Origin of the sequence: Pseudomonas sp. QD4 (assembly GCF_049199125.1) — a bacterium.
In the GTDB taxonomy this organism is placed as follows: Bacteria; Pseudomonadota; Gammaproteobacteria; order Pseudomonadales; family Pseudomonadaceae; genus Aquipseudomonas.
The window spans coordinates 2,275,665-2,291,014 of sequence record NZ_JBLZOM010000001.1 but is presented as its reverse complement, the minus strand read 5'-3'; the positions used below and the strand labels follow the sequence as shown (position 1 = coordinate 2,291,014).

11 protein-coding genes are annotated in these 15,350 nt (G+C 62.3%); 5 read left to right on the top strand and 6 right to left on the bottom strand.

Annotated elements, in window-relative coordinates:
* The first annotated feature begins 88 nt into the window (after nt 1-88).
* Nucleotides 89-2,488 carry a sensor domain-containing diguanylate cyclase gene (locus tag ACOZJV_RS10350; protein WP_078471157.1) on the top strand — a complete coding sequence of 800 codons (2,400 nt, stop codon included), beginning with the start codon at nt 89-91 and terminating at the stop codon, nt 2,486-2,488.
* Between the two features lie 45 nt (nt 2,489-2,533).
* Here ACOZJV_RS10350 and dacB read toward each other — a convergent pair whose 3' ends face one another.
* On the bottom strand, nt 2,534-3,994 hold the full coding sequence (gene dacB / locus ACOZJV_RS10345) for a D-alanyl-D-alanine carboxypeptidase/D-alanyl-D-alanine endopeptidase (RefSeq protein ID WP_078471158.1): 1,461 nt from the start codon (nt 3,992-3,994) through the stop codon (nt 2,534-2,536).
* 233 nt (nt 3,995-4,227) lie between these two features.
* Between dacB and ACOZJV_RS10340 the strand changes: the two genes are divergently transcribed.
* On the top strand, nt 4,228-4,572 hold the full coding sequence (locus tag ACOZJV_RS10340; RefSeq protein WP_020300368.1) for a YggL family protein: 345 nt from the start codon (nt 4,228-4,230) through the stop codon (nt 4,570-4,572).
* A gap of 174 nt (nt 4,573-4,746) precedes the next feature.
* Here ACOZJV_RS10340 and ACOZJV_RS10335 read toward each other — a convergent pair whose 3' ends face one another.
* Nucleotides 4,747-5,937, bottom strand: a complete 1,191-nt coding sequence (locus tag ACOZJV_RS10335; protein ID WP_078471159.1) for a benzoate/H(+) symporter BenE family transporter — start codon at nt 5,935-5,937, stop codon at nt 4,747-4,749.
* Between the two features lie 320 nt (nt 5,938-6,257).
* Between ACOZJV_RS10335 and ACOZJV_RS10330 the strand changes: the two genes are divergently transcribed.
* Together ACOZJV_RS10330 and ACOZJV_RS10325 are read left to right on the top strand one after the other, a co-directional pair.
* Nucleotides 6,258-7,022, top strand: coding sequence for a GntR family transcriptional regulator (locus ACOZJV_RS10330; RefSeq protein WP_020300370.1), 765 nt, complete (start codon nt 6,258-6,260; stop codon nt 7,020-7,022).
* A 347-nt stretch (nt 7,023-7,369) separates the two neighbouring features.
* Nucleotides 7,370-8,203: a nucleoside-binding protein gene (locus tag ACOZJV_RS10325; protein WP_201130184.1), complete on the top strand. Its 834-nt coding sequence runs from the start codon at nt 7,370-7,372 to the stop codon at nt 8,201-8,203.
* 92 nt (nt 8,204-8,295) lie between these two features.
* On the opposite strand, the gene guaD is transcribed toward ACOZJV_RS10325, so the two are convergent.
* Genes guaD through xdhA form a run of 4 tightly spaced genes read right to left on the bottom strand, consistent with a single transcriptional unit; the run spans nt 8,296 to nt 14,320 of the window.
* Nucleotides 8,296-9,600 (bottom strand): guanine deaminase, encoded by a 1,305-nt coding sequence (gene guaD, locus ACOZJV_RS10320; protein ID WP_421547535.1) that lies wholly within the window; start codon nt 9,598-9,600, stop codon nt 8,296-8,298.
* A gap of 23 nt (nt 9,601-9,623) precedes the next feature.
* A complete protein-coding gene (gene xdhC, locus ACOZJV_RS10315; protein WP_421547534.1) occupies nt 9,624-10,466 on the bottom strand; it encodes a xanthine dehydrogenase accessory protein XdhC in 843 nt (280 codons plus the stop codon).
* Between the two features lie 7 nt (nt 10,467-10,473).
* Nucleotides 10,474-12,873 carry a xanthine dehydrogenase molybdopterin binding subunit gene (gene xdhB / locus ACOZJV_RS10310; protein WP_421547533.1) on the bottom strand — a complete coding sequence of 800 codons (2,400 nt, stop codon included), beginning with the start codon at nt 12,871-12,873 and terminating at the stop codon, nt 10,474-10,476.
* On the bottom strand, nt 12,866-14,320 hold the full coding sequence (gene xdhA, locus ACOZJV_RS10305; protein WP_421547532.1) for a xanthine dehydrogenase small subunit: 1,455 nt from the start codon (nt 14,318-14,320) through the stop codon (nt 12,866-12,868). Before xdhA ends, xdhB begins: the two co-directional genes overlap by 8 nt.
* A gap of 369 nt (nt 14,321-14,689) precedes the next feature.
* On the opposite strand from xdhA, the gene ACOZJV_RS10300 reads away from it, so the two are divergent.
* Nucleotides 14,690-15,349, top strand: a complete 660-nt coding sequence (locus ACOZJV_RS10300) for a GntR family transcriptional regulator (protein WP_078471165.1) — start codon at nt 14,690-14,692, stop codon at nt 15,347-15,349.
* The last annotated feature ends 1 nt before the right edge of the window (nt 15,350 follow it).

Genomic DNA, 15,350 nt, shown 5'->3' with positions numbered 1-15,350 from the left:
TTGCGCTGGTCAAATTAATGGCCAATAGCTATAAGTGACTCGCAGCCAGCTTGGTCCCCAAGCCCCCTCCGGCGTTGTGAGTCTGCTTATGCGGTTACGCGTGGTACGCCCCAGAATTCTCGGTTTCATCAGCGAAGACGTTTCGGCCTGGCTGGTCGCGGGCGTGGCGTTGCTGGCGGGAAGTGTATTGACCGGATTATTGGCCTGGTCGACGCTCAACCTGTACCAGCAACAGTTGCGCCAGCGCTTCCACTTGCTGGCTGGGGAGCGCTTCAGCCGGATTGAAGAGCGCTTTCAGGATCAGGAGCAGCGGCTCGAAGGACTGCGGCGCTTCTTCTCCAATTCCGACGCGGTCACCCGTCAGGACTTCGATGGCTACGCCGCGCCGTTGTTGCTCCGCACTCAAGCCTATGCCTGGGCTCCCAGGGTCAGTCGTGCCGAGCGTCCGTTGCTGGAGCGCAGTGTGCGCGAGCAGGGTATCAGCGATTTTTCCATTCGCCAGTTGAACGCCGCCGGCGAGCTGGAGCCTGCGGCCGAGCGCGATGAATATGTGCCGGTGCTCTACAGCCAGACCCAAAGCTGGCTTGGCTCGCCCTTGGGCTATGACTTGCTGGCCCAGCCTCTGCGTCGCGCCACCCTGGAGCGTGCCCGGAGCCAGGGCGGGATGGCGGTGTCCCAACCCTTGCACCTGGTCAGCGTCGATCCGGCCTACGCCAACGGCATATTGCTGGTAGCGCCGGTCAACCGGCTTTCCACCAGTGGCAGGCCAACCACCGAGCCTTACGGCTACGTCCTGGCGATCATCAGCATGCGGCAATTGGTGGCCGACGGCTTGCCGCAGCCTGCCAGTGACAACCTGGCCGTGCGGATACTCGACCTGTCCACCGAGGGCCGGCATGAGGTCCTGTACGAGTCGAGCAATGCCCCTGCCGACAGCTCGCTGCTGGCAACCCGGCTGCTGCGCCTGGCTGATCACTATTACCAGGTGGATATCCGGCCCAGTGCGGCGTTTCTCCTGGCCAATCATTCATCGGCGGGCAGCCTGATGGTCCTTGGCGGGTTGCTCAGTGTCCTGCTCAGTGCCTTGCTCTATGTGCTGGTCAGCCAGCGCCAGCGTGCGTTGCACCTGGTCGAGCAGCGCACCGAGGAGCTGCGCACCCGGGAGCGTGAGTTGCGTGGCACCCACGGCCAATTGCGCAGCGTGCTGGATGCGGCGACCCAGGTGGCGATCATTGCTACCGACCTGCATGGCACCATCAGCACCTTCAATGCCGGCGCCGAACAGATGCTCGGTTACAACAGCGCCGAGGTGCTGGGCAAGCTGACCCTGGAAAGCCTGCACCTGCCCACGGAGCTTGCAGACCGCGCGCGCCAGTTCAGCCGGCATTACGGCAAGCACATCTCGCTGGCTCAGGCGATGCTGGCCGGTGCCGAGGAGGAGGGTATCCACGCCGCCCGCGAGTGGACGCTGGTGCGGCGTGACGGTAGCCAGCTGGCGGTGAACATGCTCGCCACCCCGGTGCTCGATGAGCATGGCCTGTGGGTCGGTCACCTGGCGATCTGCATTGATATCACTGAACGCAAGCGGGTCCACGAGGCACTGGCCGCCCGCGATCAGTTGCTGAAAAAGCTCACGGCCCACGTCCCGGGCGGGATCTACCAGTTCAAGATGGAAGTCGCGGGGCACGCCAGCTTCAGCTACGCCAGTGACGGTATCCGTGAGATCTACGAGATCGAGCCCCATTTGCTGCAGCAGGATGCAGCTGTGGTGTTCGATCGGATCCACCCCGAGGATCTGGCGCGGGTGCGGGCGTCGATCCGGGCCTCGGCCACGGACCTCAGCCCCTGGCAGGAGGAATACCGCGTGCTCCTGCCCCGGCGCGGCTTGCGCTGGGTGCGCGGTGCGGCGACCCCGGAGAACCTGCCCGGCGGCGGCGTGGTATGGCACGGCTACATCTCGGACATTTCCGATCTCAAACGCGTGGAGGAGGAACTGCGGGCACTGTCGGTCACCGACTCGCTGACCGGTATCCACAATCGCCGGTACTTTCACGAGCGCCTGCAGGCCGAAATGGAACGGGTCACCCGGGGGGCAGGCGATCTGGCGGTGATCATGCTGGATATCGACCACTTCAAACGCATCAACGATCAATTTGGGCACGGGGCCGGTGACCGGGTACTCAAGTGCGTCTGCGAGCGCATTCGCTATCGCCTGCGGCGCAGTGACGTGTTCTGCCGCCTGGGTGGCGAAGAGTTCATGGTGCTGTGCCCCGGCACCGATGGGGGCAAGGCATATGCCCTGGCTCAGGAGTTATGGCAGAGCCTGCGCAGCTCGCCGATCGACAGCGTGGGTGTGGTTACCGCCAGTTTCGGCATTGCCAGCTGGCGTGAGGGCGAGGGCGCCGATGCGTTGTTGCTGCGTGCCGACGCGGGGGTCTACGCGGCCAAGCAGGCCGGGCGCGACAGGGTCGAGCGCGAGATACCCTGAACCTGATGGGCTGAGTGCTGGCCTCGGCCCATCAGGTGCAGCGGCTTACAGGTCCGAAGCGGCAGTGGCCAGTTTTGGCTGGCGATACAGGTCCAGCAGCACCTGGTCCAGCACCGACGAGGCGCCGAAAGGTTTCGGATCGTTGAGAATCGCCACCACCGCCCAGGTATTGCCGTTGCTGTCACGGCTGTAGCCGGCGATGGCGCGCACGGTGTTCAGGGTGCCGGTCTTGATGTGTGCTTCGCCGGACATGGCGGTGCGTTTCAGGCGCTTGCGCATGGTGCCGTCCATGCCGGCAATCGGCATCGAACTGATGAACTCGGCGGCGTACGGGCTTCTCCAGGCGGCTTGCAGCAGGCCGGCCATTTCCCGTGCGCTGACCCGCTCGGCGCGGGACAGGCCGGAGCCGTTTTCCATCACCAGGTGCGGCGCGGTGATGCCTTTCTTCGCCAGCCACTGGCGCACCACGCGCTGTGCGGCCTTGGCATCGTCGCCATCGGCGTCGTTGCGGTATTGCGCGCCCAGGCTCAGGAACAGCTGCTGGGCCATGGTGTTGTTACTGTATTTATTGATGTCGCGGATGATCTCCGCCAGGTCCGGGGAGAAGGCCCGGGCCAGGACCTTGGCGTCTTTGGGCACCGCAGCCAGGCGGTCTTTGCCCTGGATGCTGCCACCCAGTTCCTGCCAGATCGCCCGTACGGCGCCGGCGGTGTAGGTGGCATGGTCGAGCAGCGACAAGTAGGTCTGGGAGCTGCAGCCATCGCCCAACTGGCCGTTGACGGTGACTGTGACGCTGCCGTCCGCCTGGGCGACCGGGTTGTAGCGCACATCGCCGGTGCATTGCTTGCCGGGCGCGGCCTTGACCTGGTTGTCGATGCGGATCTTGGCGATCGGCGGCTCAACCGACACCAGCACCCTGCCCGAGTCGTTGCGTGCGACAAAACGCAGGGCCTTGAGGTTGACCATCAGCGAGTCGGGCTTGACCAGGAACGGCTTGTTTTCGTCATTGCCGTCGTCATTGAATTCCGGCAGTTGCGGTTGCACGAAGAAGTTGCGGTCCAGCACCAGGTCGCCGGTGACTTGCTGCACGCCGTTGGCTCGCAGGTCACGCATCAGCAGCCAGAGTTTCTCCATGTTCAGCTTCGGGTCGCCACCGCCCTTGAGGTACAGGTTGCCGTTGAGGATGCCGCCGCTGAGGGTGCCATCGGTGTAGAACTCGGTCTTCCACTGATGGTTGGGGCCGAGCATTTCCAGCGCAGCGTAGGTGGTGACCAGCTTCATGGTCGAGGCCGGGTTGACCGAGACGTCGGCGTTGAAAACAGTCGGGGTGCCGGGGCCGTTGAGCGGGATCATCACCAGCGACAGGGCGTTGTCCTGCAGCTTGCTGGCTTTGAGGGCTTGTTGAACCTTGGGAGACAGAGTGGTGTTGACGGGAGCTGCGGAGACGGTGAAGGCCAGGGGCAAGATAAAACTGGCGAGAAGCAATGGACGCAAAGATTTGATCATCTGAAATAAAACCCTGCAGGCGAGGGGGAAAAAGAAGAGGGCATGAAGATAACTTCCCTCGGTGGTCATGAAAGTGTCGGCATTATGCCCCAAGGTATAGCGCCTTGTGCCGTGCGGCGGGCGGCTAATCCGCTATTTTTTTCCCAATGGCCTGCTCGCACGTCTATAGAGTCAGGCAATCACTTGCTTAAACTGCTAAAGTGCCGCCCGTTATTACTTAAGAGGATTGTTCCATGGCTACTAACCGTTCCCAGCGTCTGCGCAAAAAACTGTGCGTCGATGAATTTCAAGAGCTGGGTTTCGAACTGAACCTGGATTTCAAAGAAGATCTGGGTGAAGAGGCTATCGACGCTTTCCTCGAAGCCTTCCTGAAAGAAGCGATGGAAGCCAACGGCCTCGGCTACGTTGGTGGTGATGACTTCGGCCTGGTTTGCCTGAGCAAACGCGGTTCGGTCAGCGAAGAGCAACGCGCCAAGGTTGAAGCCTGGCTCAAGGCCCGCACCGAGCTGACCAGCGTTGAAGTCAGCCCGCTGTTGGACGTCTGGTACCCGGAAAAGCCAATCAATCCGGTAGCCTGATGTCATGAGTCGGCGGCCCGCCCGGGCCGCTGACTCGTTGCTGCCCCTGGGCGGCGTCTCGATTTCCCCACTGATCCTGTCAATGCCTCGGGCCTGTATCCCGGGATGTGCCGTGGGCGTTGATCAAGGTCATGGCGGCCCGGATTGGGTTGGACCGCCGCGTGCGCCAGTGCCTCAGGCCTTGCGCCAGTTGAGGATCGCCAGGGTCAGGACCCCGGCGACAATCCCCCAGAAAGCCGAACCGATGGAGAACAGCGTCAGCCCCGAAGCGGTGACCATAAAGGTGATCAGCGCCGCTTCGCGCTCCTTGACTTCACTCATGGCGATGCTCAGGCCGTTGATGATCGAGCCGAACAGCGCCAGGGCGGCAATCGACAGCACCAGTTCCTTGGGCAGCGCGGCGAACAAGGCCGCGAGGGTGGCGCCGAAGACCCCGGCGATGCCGTAGAAGATCCCGCACCAGACCGCTGCGGTGTAGCGTTTGTTGCGGTCTTCGTGGGCGTGGGGGCCGGTGCAGATGGCCGCGCTGATGGCGGCCAGGTTGATGCCGTGGGAGCCGAACGGTGCCAGCAGCAATGAGGCGATGCCGGTGGCGGTAATCAGCGGCGAGGCCGGTACGTTGTAGCCGTCGGCGCGCAGGACGGCGATGCCCGGCATGTTCTGCGAGGTCATGGCCACCACGAACAGCGGGATGCCGATGCTGATGGTCGCCGCCAGGGAGAAGTGCGGTGTGGTCCAGACCGGGGTCGCCACTTCCAGGTGGAAGCCGCTGAAGTCCAGCAAGCCCATCAGGCCCGAGAGCAGAGTGCCGAGCAGCAGCGCCGCGAGCACGGCATAGCGTGGCGACAGGCGCTTGACCACCAGATAGGTGAAGAACATCCCCAGCACCAGGCCGGTCCGGTGCTGGGCGGCGACGAAGATTTCGCTGCCGATCTTGAACAGGATCCCCGCCAGCAACGCCGCCGCCAGGGACGCCGGAATGCGCTTGACCAGGCGCTCGAAGCTGCCGGTCAGTCCGCAAATGGTCACCAGTACCGCGCAGGTGATGTAGGCGCCGATGGCCTCGCCGTAGGTCACCCCGGACAAGCTGGTGATCAGCAACGCCGCACCCGGGGTCGACCAGGCGATGGTGACGGGCGTGCGATAGCGCAACGACAGGCCAATGCTGCACACCGCCATGCCGATGGAGATGGCCCAGATCCACGAGGAAATCTGCCCGCTGCTCAGGCCGGCGGCCTGGCCGGCCTGGAACATCAGCACCAGGGAGCTGGTATAGCCGGTCATCATGGCGATGAAGCCGGCGACGATGGCCGAAGGCGAAGTGTCGGCCAGCGGGCGCAAGGGCGCGGTGGAGGCGTCGGACATGGGGGTGCAATTCCTTGTTCTTGATAAGAGCAGAAGCAGACAACGGGCCGTTGCAGCCAGGGTGTCGGAAGTACCAACAACACTGTTCCGGTACCCGGAGTTCAAGCCTAAACTTAAAAGTAACCGGACATTGCAATACAGCCGCGACCGTAAACAGCCGTACAGTCAGGCCCTGGCGGTCGGCTTTTAACTCTTATTGCGAATGATCCCCATGGGTTGTGTACAATGTGCCATTGTTTTAGCGCGATACTTGCCAGCGACCCACTGTGCCGTATTACAGTCACCGTCAAATCGCCGCAGTCCTTCCGACCCGAGTGCCCATGAACGAACAGTTGCAACCCCTCAAGAAACAACCGCGAGCCGGCAAGGCCGGTCGCAGCGGAACCCAGGACGATATTGTCTACGCACATATCTTCGAGGCCATCCTCGAACAGCGCCTGGCGCCCGGTACCAAGTTGAGCGAAGAAGCGCTGGGGGAAATTTTCGGAGTCAGTCGGACCATCATTCGTCGCGCCTTATCGCGCCTGGCCCATGAAGGCGTGGTACTGCTGCGCCCCAACCGTGGCGCGGTGGTGGCGAGCCCCAGTGTCGAGGAAGCGCGGCAGGTGTTTCTTGCACGGCGCCTGGTGGAGCGAGCGATTACCGAGTTGGCGGTGGAGCATGCCACGGCCGAGCAGTTGGCCGAGTTGCGGCAGATGGTCAACGACGAGCGTGACAGCTTCTCGCGCGGTGATCGCGGCGCCGGTATTCGTCTTTCCGGCGAGTTCCATTTGAAGTTGGCGGAAGCGGCCAAAAATGCACCGCTCATCAGCTTCCAACGTAGCCTGGTGTCCCAGACTTCGCTGATCATCGCCCAGTATGAAAGTGGCAACCGCTCCCACTGTTCCTACGATGAGCACACCCAGTTGATCGATGCCATCGAAGCCCGTGACGGCGAGTTGGCGGTGAACCTGATGATGCATCACATGGATCACATCGACAGCAAACTCAACCTCGACGAAGAAAGCGCTTCGGACGACCTGCACGCAGTGTTCTCGCACCTGCTGCAAACCAAAAAGCCGGGTCGAGCTGCTGCCAAGCTCTGATTGACCTGAAATGAACATCCCCCGCCCGGGTTCACCGGGACGGGGGATTTTTTTGGCCGGGTGAAAAGCGCTGTGCACGTTTTTGCCGCAGCGACGGCTGCGTTCAACGCCTTGTTTTAATTACGGTCAGCCACGGATCTCAACGCGGCCAGCAAACTATTTGAAATGTTGTGATCAATTGTTTGTGCAATTTTGTCACTGTTTGTATACAGTTTTTGCGTCGAGTCCCAATCAGGCGGTAGCGGCAGGGGCCAAGGTGCCGCGCCTCTATTTCCTAGTGGTTCAGGGCTCGATATGCACTGCCCGGCAGCCGGCCGGGCCTGTATCAGGCACAGGACATAATAAAAATGAGAAAGGCACTTCAAGGCGCAACCCTGCTGATGAGCATCATTGGCGCCGGGGAAGCGGTGGCTGTGGAATGGATGAACAACAGCGTCGGGTTTCGTTACGGCAAAGAGTTCACCAACCCCAACAACCCGCACTACATCAGCAAGCGCATCTACAGCTTCACCCACGCCAGCGGCTACCAGTACGGCAGCAACTACCTGCACCTGGACGTGCTGCTTTCCGACAATGACGACCCACGCAAGGGCACTCGCGAAGGCAGCAGCGAAGTCTACGGCGTCTATCGGCACCAGCTCTACGCTTCACGGGTCTTCGATACGCCATTGGGCACTGGCGCGATCAAGGATTACGCGCTGACCCTGGGTTTTGACGCCAGCCGCAACAACAACCTGGGTTCGGCGAAAAAACGCGCCCTGGTGTTCGGCCCGACCCTGAAGTTCAACACCGTCGGTGTGCTTGACCTGAGCCTGTTGTACTACAAGGAAAACAACCATTCCGGGATCCCCGGGGCCAAGGATCCGGATCACACCTTTGATGACACCTACCTGCTGAACCTGGCCTGGATGCGCCCGTTCGAGCTGGGCAGCCATGGCGCCAAGTTCCAGGGTTTCATCAATTACACCGGGGAGAAGGGTCACGATTACAACTACCGCGACACCGCGCCGGAAACCCTGGTGCGCACGGCGCTGATGGTGGCGGTGTTGCCGGGTAAAAACGTCAAGCCCAACCTCTACCTGGGCGTGGGCTACGAGTATTGGCACAACAAGTTTGGTGTCGACGGCGGACGCGGGACCCGCACCTCGACCCCGACCCTGAACCTGGAAGTGACCTTCTGATCCACTGCCCGCACAGGTCGCCCTGTGCATCTGAGCAGGCATGAAAAATCCCCCGCCCGGTTGATCCCGGACGGGGGATTTTGCGTTTGCCCCTAGCGCTGGTGGACCAACTGGCCGGCGGCGTAGGTCTGGGACACGGTGCGGTCATCGCCCAGGGTCATCAGCACGAACAGGGTTTCGGCGATGCTCCTGGCCTGCTTCAGGCGATAGCTGAGCAGCGGTGTGGCGTGGTAGTCGAGCACCAGGAAGTCGGCATCGGTGCCCGGTTGCAAGGTGCCGATCCGGTCTTCCAGGCGCAACGCCCGGGCGCCGCCGAGGGTGGCCAGGTACAGCGACTTGAAGGGGCTCAGGCGCGCGCCTTGCAGTTGCATGACCTTGTAGGCTTCGTTGAGGGTTTGCAGAAGCGAGAAGCTGGTGCCGCCACCGACGTCGGTGCCCAGGCCGACGTTGAGGTTGTGTTTTTCAGCCATCGGCAGGTTGAACAGGCCGCTGCCGAGGAAGAAGTTCGAGGTCGGGCAAAAGGCCACGGCCGAGCCGGTTTCAGCCAGGCGTGCGCATTCGTCGTCGCACAGGTGCACGCCGTGGGCGAACACCGAGCGCTCGCCGAGCAACTGGTAATGGTCGTACACGTCCAGGTAGCCCTTGCGCTCCGGAAACAGCTCCTTGACCCACTCGATCTCCTGCAGGTTTTCACTGATGTGGGTCTGCATGTAGAGGTCGGGATACTCGGTCAGCAACTGGCCGGCCAGGGTCAGTTGTTCCGGGGTGCTGGTGGGGGCGAAGCGTGGGGTCACCGCATAGTGCAGGCGGCCCTTGCCGTGCCAGCGTTCGATCAGCGTTTTGCTTTCCCGGTAACCGGATTCGGCGGTGTCGGTCAGGTAGTCCGGGGCGTTGCGGTCCATCATCACCTTGCCGCCGATCATCCGCAGGTCGAGCTTGTGCGCCGCCTCAAAGAAAGCATTCACCGACTGCGGGTGCACGCTGCCGAACACCAGGGCCGTGGTGGTGCCGTTGCGCAGCAGTTCCTTGATGAAAATATCGGCCACTTCATCGGCATGGGCCTGGTCGGCGAACTGGCTTTCGCAGGGGAAGGTGTAGGTGTTGAGCCAGTCCAGCAGTTGCTCGCCGTACGCACCGACCATGCCGGTTTGCGGCAGGTGGATATGGGTGTCGATAAAACCCGGGGTGATCAGGGCATCCTGATAGTGGTTGATTTCGATATCGGCAGGCAGGCTGGCGAGCAGTTCGCTGGCGTGGCCCAGGGCGCTGATCTGGCCGTTTTCGACCACCAGCAGACCGTCTTCGAAGTACTCGTACGAGGCTTCGATACCGACCACGGCGGGGTCGGCAATGCTGTGCAGGATGGCGGCCCGGTAGGCTTTACGTGTCAGAGGCATGGAGATTCTCAATCAGTGGTTTTTCAGTTTGAAGCCTGGCTGCGGCGCGAAGCCGGCAGCAGTTTGGCAATGGGTTCGGCGCTGGCGCTGTGCTGGCCGAAATTGGCGTTATAGGTGGCGATGATTTCGCCGGCGATGGAGATGGCAATCTCCACCGGCAACTTGCCTTTGACCTCACCCAGGCCCATCGGGCAGCGCATGCGTTGCAGCACGCCGCTGTCGAAACCGCGGTCGCGCAGGCGGTGTTCGAACTTGACGCGTTTGGTCTTCGAACCGATCAGGCCGAAGTAGGCAAAGTCGTTGCGCTTGAGGATCGCGGCGGTCAGTTCCAGGTCGAGCTGGTGATTATGAGTCATGACGATGCAATAGCTGCCCACCGGTAACTCGGAAATTTCGTCGACGGGCTCTTCGCTGACGATTTTGCGCACGCCGTGGGGGATCTGTTGCGGGAACTCCTGCTCCCTTGAGTCGATCCAGCGCACCCGGCATGGCAGGCTCGCCAGCAGCGGCACCAGGGCGCGGCCGACGTGGCCGGCGCCGAACACCGCGATCTGCGCCTGCACCTGGCCCATGGGTTCGAACAGCAGCACGGTAACCCCACCACAGCACTGGCCAAGGCTGGCGCCGAGGCTGAAGCGCTCCAGGTGAGTGTTCTGCTGGCCGCGCAGGAGCATGTCCCGGGCGATCTGCATGGCTTTGTATTCCAGGTGGCCGCCGCCGATGGTGTCGAAGCTGTGCGCCGCGCTGATGACCATCTTCGAGCCGGCATTGCGCGGCGTGGAGCCGAGCTCTTCGATGATGGTCACCAGCACGCAGGGTTCTCCCTGGTTCTGCAGGTCGGCGAGGGCGCTGATCCAGTTGTTCATAATCACCTCAGAGCGAAGCCAGCTCGGTTTCGGGTACCAGCGCTTTTGCAGCGTTCAGTTGGCGCATCTGCTCGCAGCCCCACAACACCCGCTCCGGCGTCGCCGGGGCGTCAATCTTCGGCTGATGGCGGTAGTCGCCGAGGCTGGCCACGGCATCCTTGATCGCACACCAGGCGGCGATGCCCAGCATGAACGGTGGCTCGCCCACGGCCTTGGAATGGAACACCGTGTCTTCCGGGTTCTTGCGGTTTTCCACCAGCTTGACCCGCAGGTCCAGGGGCATGTCGGCCACGGCCGGGATCTTGTAGCTGGCAGGGCCATTGGTCATCAGCTTGCCCTTGGCGTTCCACACCAGCTCTTCCATGGTCAGCCAGCCCATGCCCTGGATAAACCCGCCCTCGACCTGGCCGATATCGATGGCCGGGTTCAGGGAGGCGCCGACGTCATGCAGGATGTCAGTGCGCAGCATTTTGTATTCGCCGGTCAGGGTGTCGACGATCACCTCGGCGCAGGCCGCGCCGAAGGCAAAGTAATAGAACGGCCGGCCGCGGGCCTGGCTGCGGTCGTAATAGATTTTCGGGGTCTTGTAGAAGCCCGTGCTCGACAACGAGACCTGATTGAAATACGCCTGCTGGATCAGGGCTTCAAAGGTCAGGATGTGGTCGCGCACCCGCACGTGGCCATTGTGGAACTCCACGTCTTCTTCGCTGACCTTGTACTGCCGCGCGGCAAACTCCACCAGGCGCTGCTTGATGATCTCGGCCGCGTTCTGCGCCGCCTTGCCGTTCAGGTCGGCACCGCTGGAGGCGGCGGTCGGCGAGGTGTTGGGCACCTTGTCAGTGTTGGTGGCGGTGATCTGCACCCGGTCCATTTCCACCTGGAACACTTCCGACACCACCTGCGCGACCTTGGTGTTCAGGCCTTGGCCCATTTCGGTGCCGCCGTGGTTCAGGTGAATGCTGCCGTCGGTGTAGATGTGGATCAGCGCGCCGGCCTGGTTGAGGAAGCTGGCGGTAAAGGAAATGCCGAATTTGACCGGGGTCAGCGCCAGGCCTTTTTTCAGGATCGGGCTGTTGGCGTTGTAGCGGCGGATCGCTTCACGGCGCTCGGCATACTGGCTGCTGGCTTCCAGGTCTGCGGTCATTTCCTCGAGCATGTTGTGCTCGACGGTCTGGTAGTAGTGGGTGACGTTGCGCTCGGTCTTGCCGTAGTAGTTCGCCTTGCGCACCGCCAGCGGGTCCAGCGCCAGGTGGCGAGCGATGGCATCCATGACTTCTTCGATGGCGACCATGCCTTGCGGGCCGCCGAAGCCCCGGTAGGCGGTGTTGGACGCGGTGTTGGTCTTGCAGCGATGGCCGTTGATGGTGGCATCGCCCAGGTAGTACGAGTTGTCGGCATGGAACATGGCGCGGTCGACAATCGACGCCGAGAGGTCCGGCGAACAGCCGCAGTTGCCAGCCAGTTCCAGCTGGATCCCGTGCAGCCGGCCGTTGCTGTCGAAGCCGACGTCGTACTCGATGTAGAACGGGTGGCGCTTGCCGGTCATCAGCATGTCCTCGACCCGCGGCAGGCGCATCTTGGTCGGCTGGCCGGTGAGGTGCGCAATCACCGCGCACAGGCAGGCCGGGCTGGCGGCCTGGGTTTCCTTGCCGCCGAAACCGCCGCCCATGCGCCGCATGTCGACCACGATCTTGTTCATCGACACGTCCAGCACTTCGGCCACCAGCTTCTGCACTTCGGTGGGGTTTTGCGTGGAGCAGTAGACGATCATCCCGCCGTCTTCGGTGGGCATCACCGAGGAAATCTGGGTCTCGAGGTAGAAATGCTCCTGGCCGCCGATGTGCAGCGAACCCTGGATCCGGTGTTCGGCGGTTGCCAGCGCGTTGGCCGAGTCGCCGCGCTGGTGGGTGTGGCTGTCGAGCACGAAGTGGCGCTTGCGCAGGGCCTCGACCACGTCCAGCACCGGTTCCAGGTCCTGGTATTCGATGATCGCGGCCATAGCGGCCTGGCGTGCGGTGTCCAGGTCCCTGGCGGCGACGGCCAGCACCGGCTGGCCGACGAACTGCACATCATCGATGGCCAGCAGCGGATCGCCCGGGAGCAACGGGCCGATGTCCTTGAGCCCGGGAATGTCCTGATGGGTGATGACAATACGTACACCGGCAAAGGCATAGCAGGGAGTGGTGTCGATGCTGAGGATTTTCGCGTGGGCGTGGTCCGAGAGCCGGGCGTACACATGCAGTTGGTTGGGAAACTCCAGCCGGTCGTCGATGTACTGCGCTTCGCCGGACACGTGCTTGTCGGCGCTGTCGTGCTTGACGCTACGCCCGACGCCGGTGGTGAGGTCCTGCTGGAACAGGGCGGCGAGTTCGGCTTGGGTCTTCTCGACCTTGTGATGATTAGACATAAGCGGTCACCCGAGTCTCGATGTGCGGTGTTTGCAGCTCGATAAAGTATTTGCGCAGCAGGTTCTGGGCGCTGAGCAGGCGGTATTCCTTGCTGGCGCGAAAGTCCGAGAGTGGGGTGAAGTCTTCGGCCAGCGCCGCGCAGGCGCGCTCCACGGTGTGATTGTTCCAGGGGGCGCCGCGCAGCACGGCTTCGCAGTTCTTGGCGCGTTTGGGGATGGCGGCCATGCCGCCGAAGGCCACGCGGGCGTCGACCACCGTGCCGTTTTCCAGGCGCAGGTTGAAGGCCGCGCAGACCGCGGAAATATCGTCATCCAGGCGCTTGGAGACCTTGTATGCGCGAAACAGCTGCTCGGCGCTGGCGCGGGGCACGATGATCTTCTCGATGAACTCGCTTTCCTGGCGCGCGGTCACCCGGTAATCGATGAAATAGTCTTCCAGGGCCAGGGTGCGGCGGGTGTTGCCTTTGCACAGCACGATCTGCGCACCGAGGGCGATCAGCAGCGGCGGCGAGTCACCAATGGGCGAGGCGTTGCCGATGTTGCCGCCCAGGGTGCCCTGGTTGCGGATTTGCAGGGACGCGAAGCGCTGCAGCAGTTCGCCGAAGTCCGGGTACTCGGCGTTCAGCGCCTCGTAGCAGTCGGTGAGGGCGGTGGCGGCGCCGATTTCCAGGCGCTCGTCGAAACGTTCGATGCGCTTCATTTCTGCGACGTTGCCGACGTAGATCATCACCGGCAAGGTGCGGTGGAACTGGGTGACCTCCAGCGCCAGGTCGGTGCCTCCGGCCAGCAACCGGGCCTGGGGGTAGGCATCGTAGAGGTCGGCCAGGTCGGCGACGGTCAGCGGTACCAGGCAGCGTTTGTCGCCACTGTTGAGTTCGCCGGTGTCACTGGGGGCAATGGCCTTGAGGCGGGCGATGGTCTCGCTTTCGCGAGCGTCGAACTGGTCCGGCTGCTCGCCGCAGCAGGCTTGCGCGGCAGCGGCCAGGATCGGCCGATAACCGGTGCAGCGGCACAGGTTGCCGGCCAGGGCTTCGTGGGCCTTGTGGGCGTCTGGCTGGTCGCTGTTCTTTTGCAGGGCAAACAGCGACATGACAAAGCCCGGGGTACAGAAGCCACACTGCGAGCCATGGCACTCGACCATGGCCTTCTGCACGCTGTGCAACTGGCCTTGATGCTTGAGGTCTTCAACGCTGATCAATTGTTTGCCATGCAGCGACGAGACAAAGGTCAGGCACGAGTTGAGGCTGCGATAGCGGATTCGCTCGACGCCTGTGGCGTCCGTCTGCAATTCGCCGACCACCACGGTGCAGGCGCCGCAGTCGCCACTGGCGCAGCCTTCTTTGGTGCCGGGTTTACCCAAGTGTTCGCGCAGGTAATTGAGCACGGTCAGGTTCGGGTCCAGGACGTGCTCACTGCACAGCTCCTGGTTAAGTAAAAACTGGATCACGGAAGGCCTCGCAGACTCATTATTGTTGTTAATCGCTGTGGGCCGAATTTAGTCAGATCTGACTTTTCGGTCAATGAATTTCTGACCTATGGGTCAGGAATTTTAAGCGATCAACAATTCAAGTATGGCCAAGATCCCCGAGGCCGCCTTGCAGAGCGGTCAGCGCTGCTCAAAGGCGCGCTGTGCGTGCGCTTGCCATCAATCCTTCGCAGTGGCTCGCGGCATCAGGCAATCGCCCCGATCGGGGTGGCTTGAATGAGTAAATGTGCTTATTTCATGCCAATTGTGCTGTTTGGGCACTCCGCCATGACGTGTCAATTGCGCTACACTGCGCCGCCTGTACTGATCGAAGATTTTTGAAGGAAAACCATGACGTTCAAGGCGCCGGACAGCCTCGCCGAGCAAATTGCTCACCACCTCGCCGAACGTATCATTCGCGGCGATCTCAAGCCTGGGGAGCGCATTCAGGAGCAGAAGGTCACGCTGGCACTCAATGTCAGTCGCGGTTCGGTCCGCGAAGCCTTGCTGATCCTCGAACGTCGTCACCTGATCGCGATCCTGCCGCGACGTGGGGCCCATGTCACCGAACTCACCGCGCACAAGGTGCAGAGCCTGTGCACCCTGATGAGCGAGTTGTACATCCTGCTCGGCAACTCGGTGGCCAGCGGCTGGACGGTCCAGGTTGACATGGCGCCGTTCCTGCAGATCCAGCAGCGCCTGATCGCCGCCTACGAGCGCCAGGACATCCGCACCTTCGTTGAAGAAAGCTTCAATGTGATGCGCGCGGCCTATCCCTTTGCCAACAACCCGTACCTGCAGGAAACCGTCGAGAACCTGCAGCCGGCCATGAGCCGTGCCTACTTCCTGGCGCTGGAGCAGCGCAAGGCGGAAATGAGCGAGTTCCTGGCGTTGTTCGAGCAGCTGCTGGCGGCAGTGATGGCCCGTGACCTGCCGCAAATCCGCCTGGTGCTGACGGCCTACGCCCAGCGCAGTTGCGACCTGGTGATTTCTGCGTTGACGGTCGCCTAAA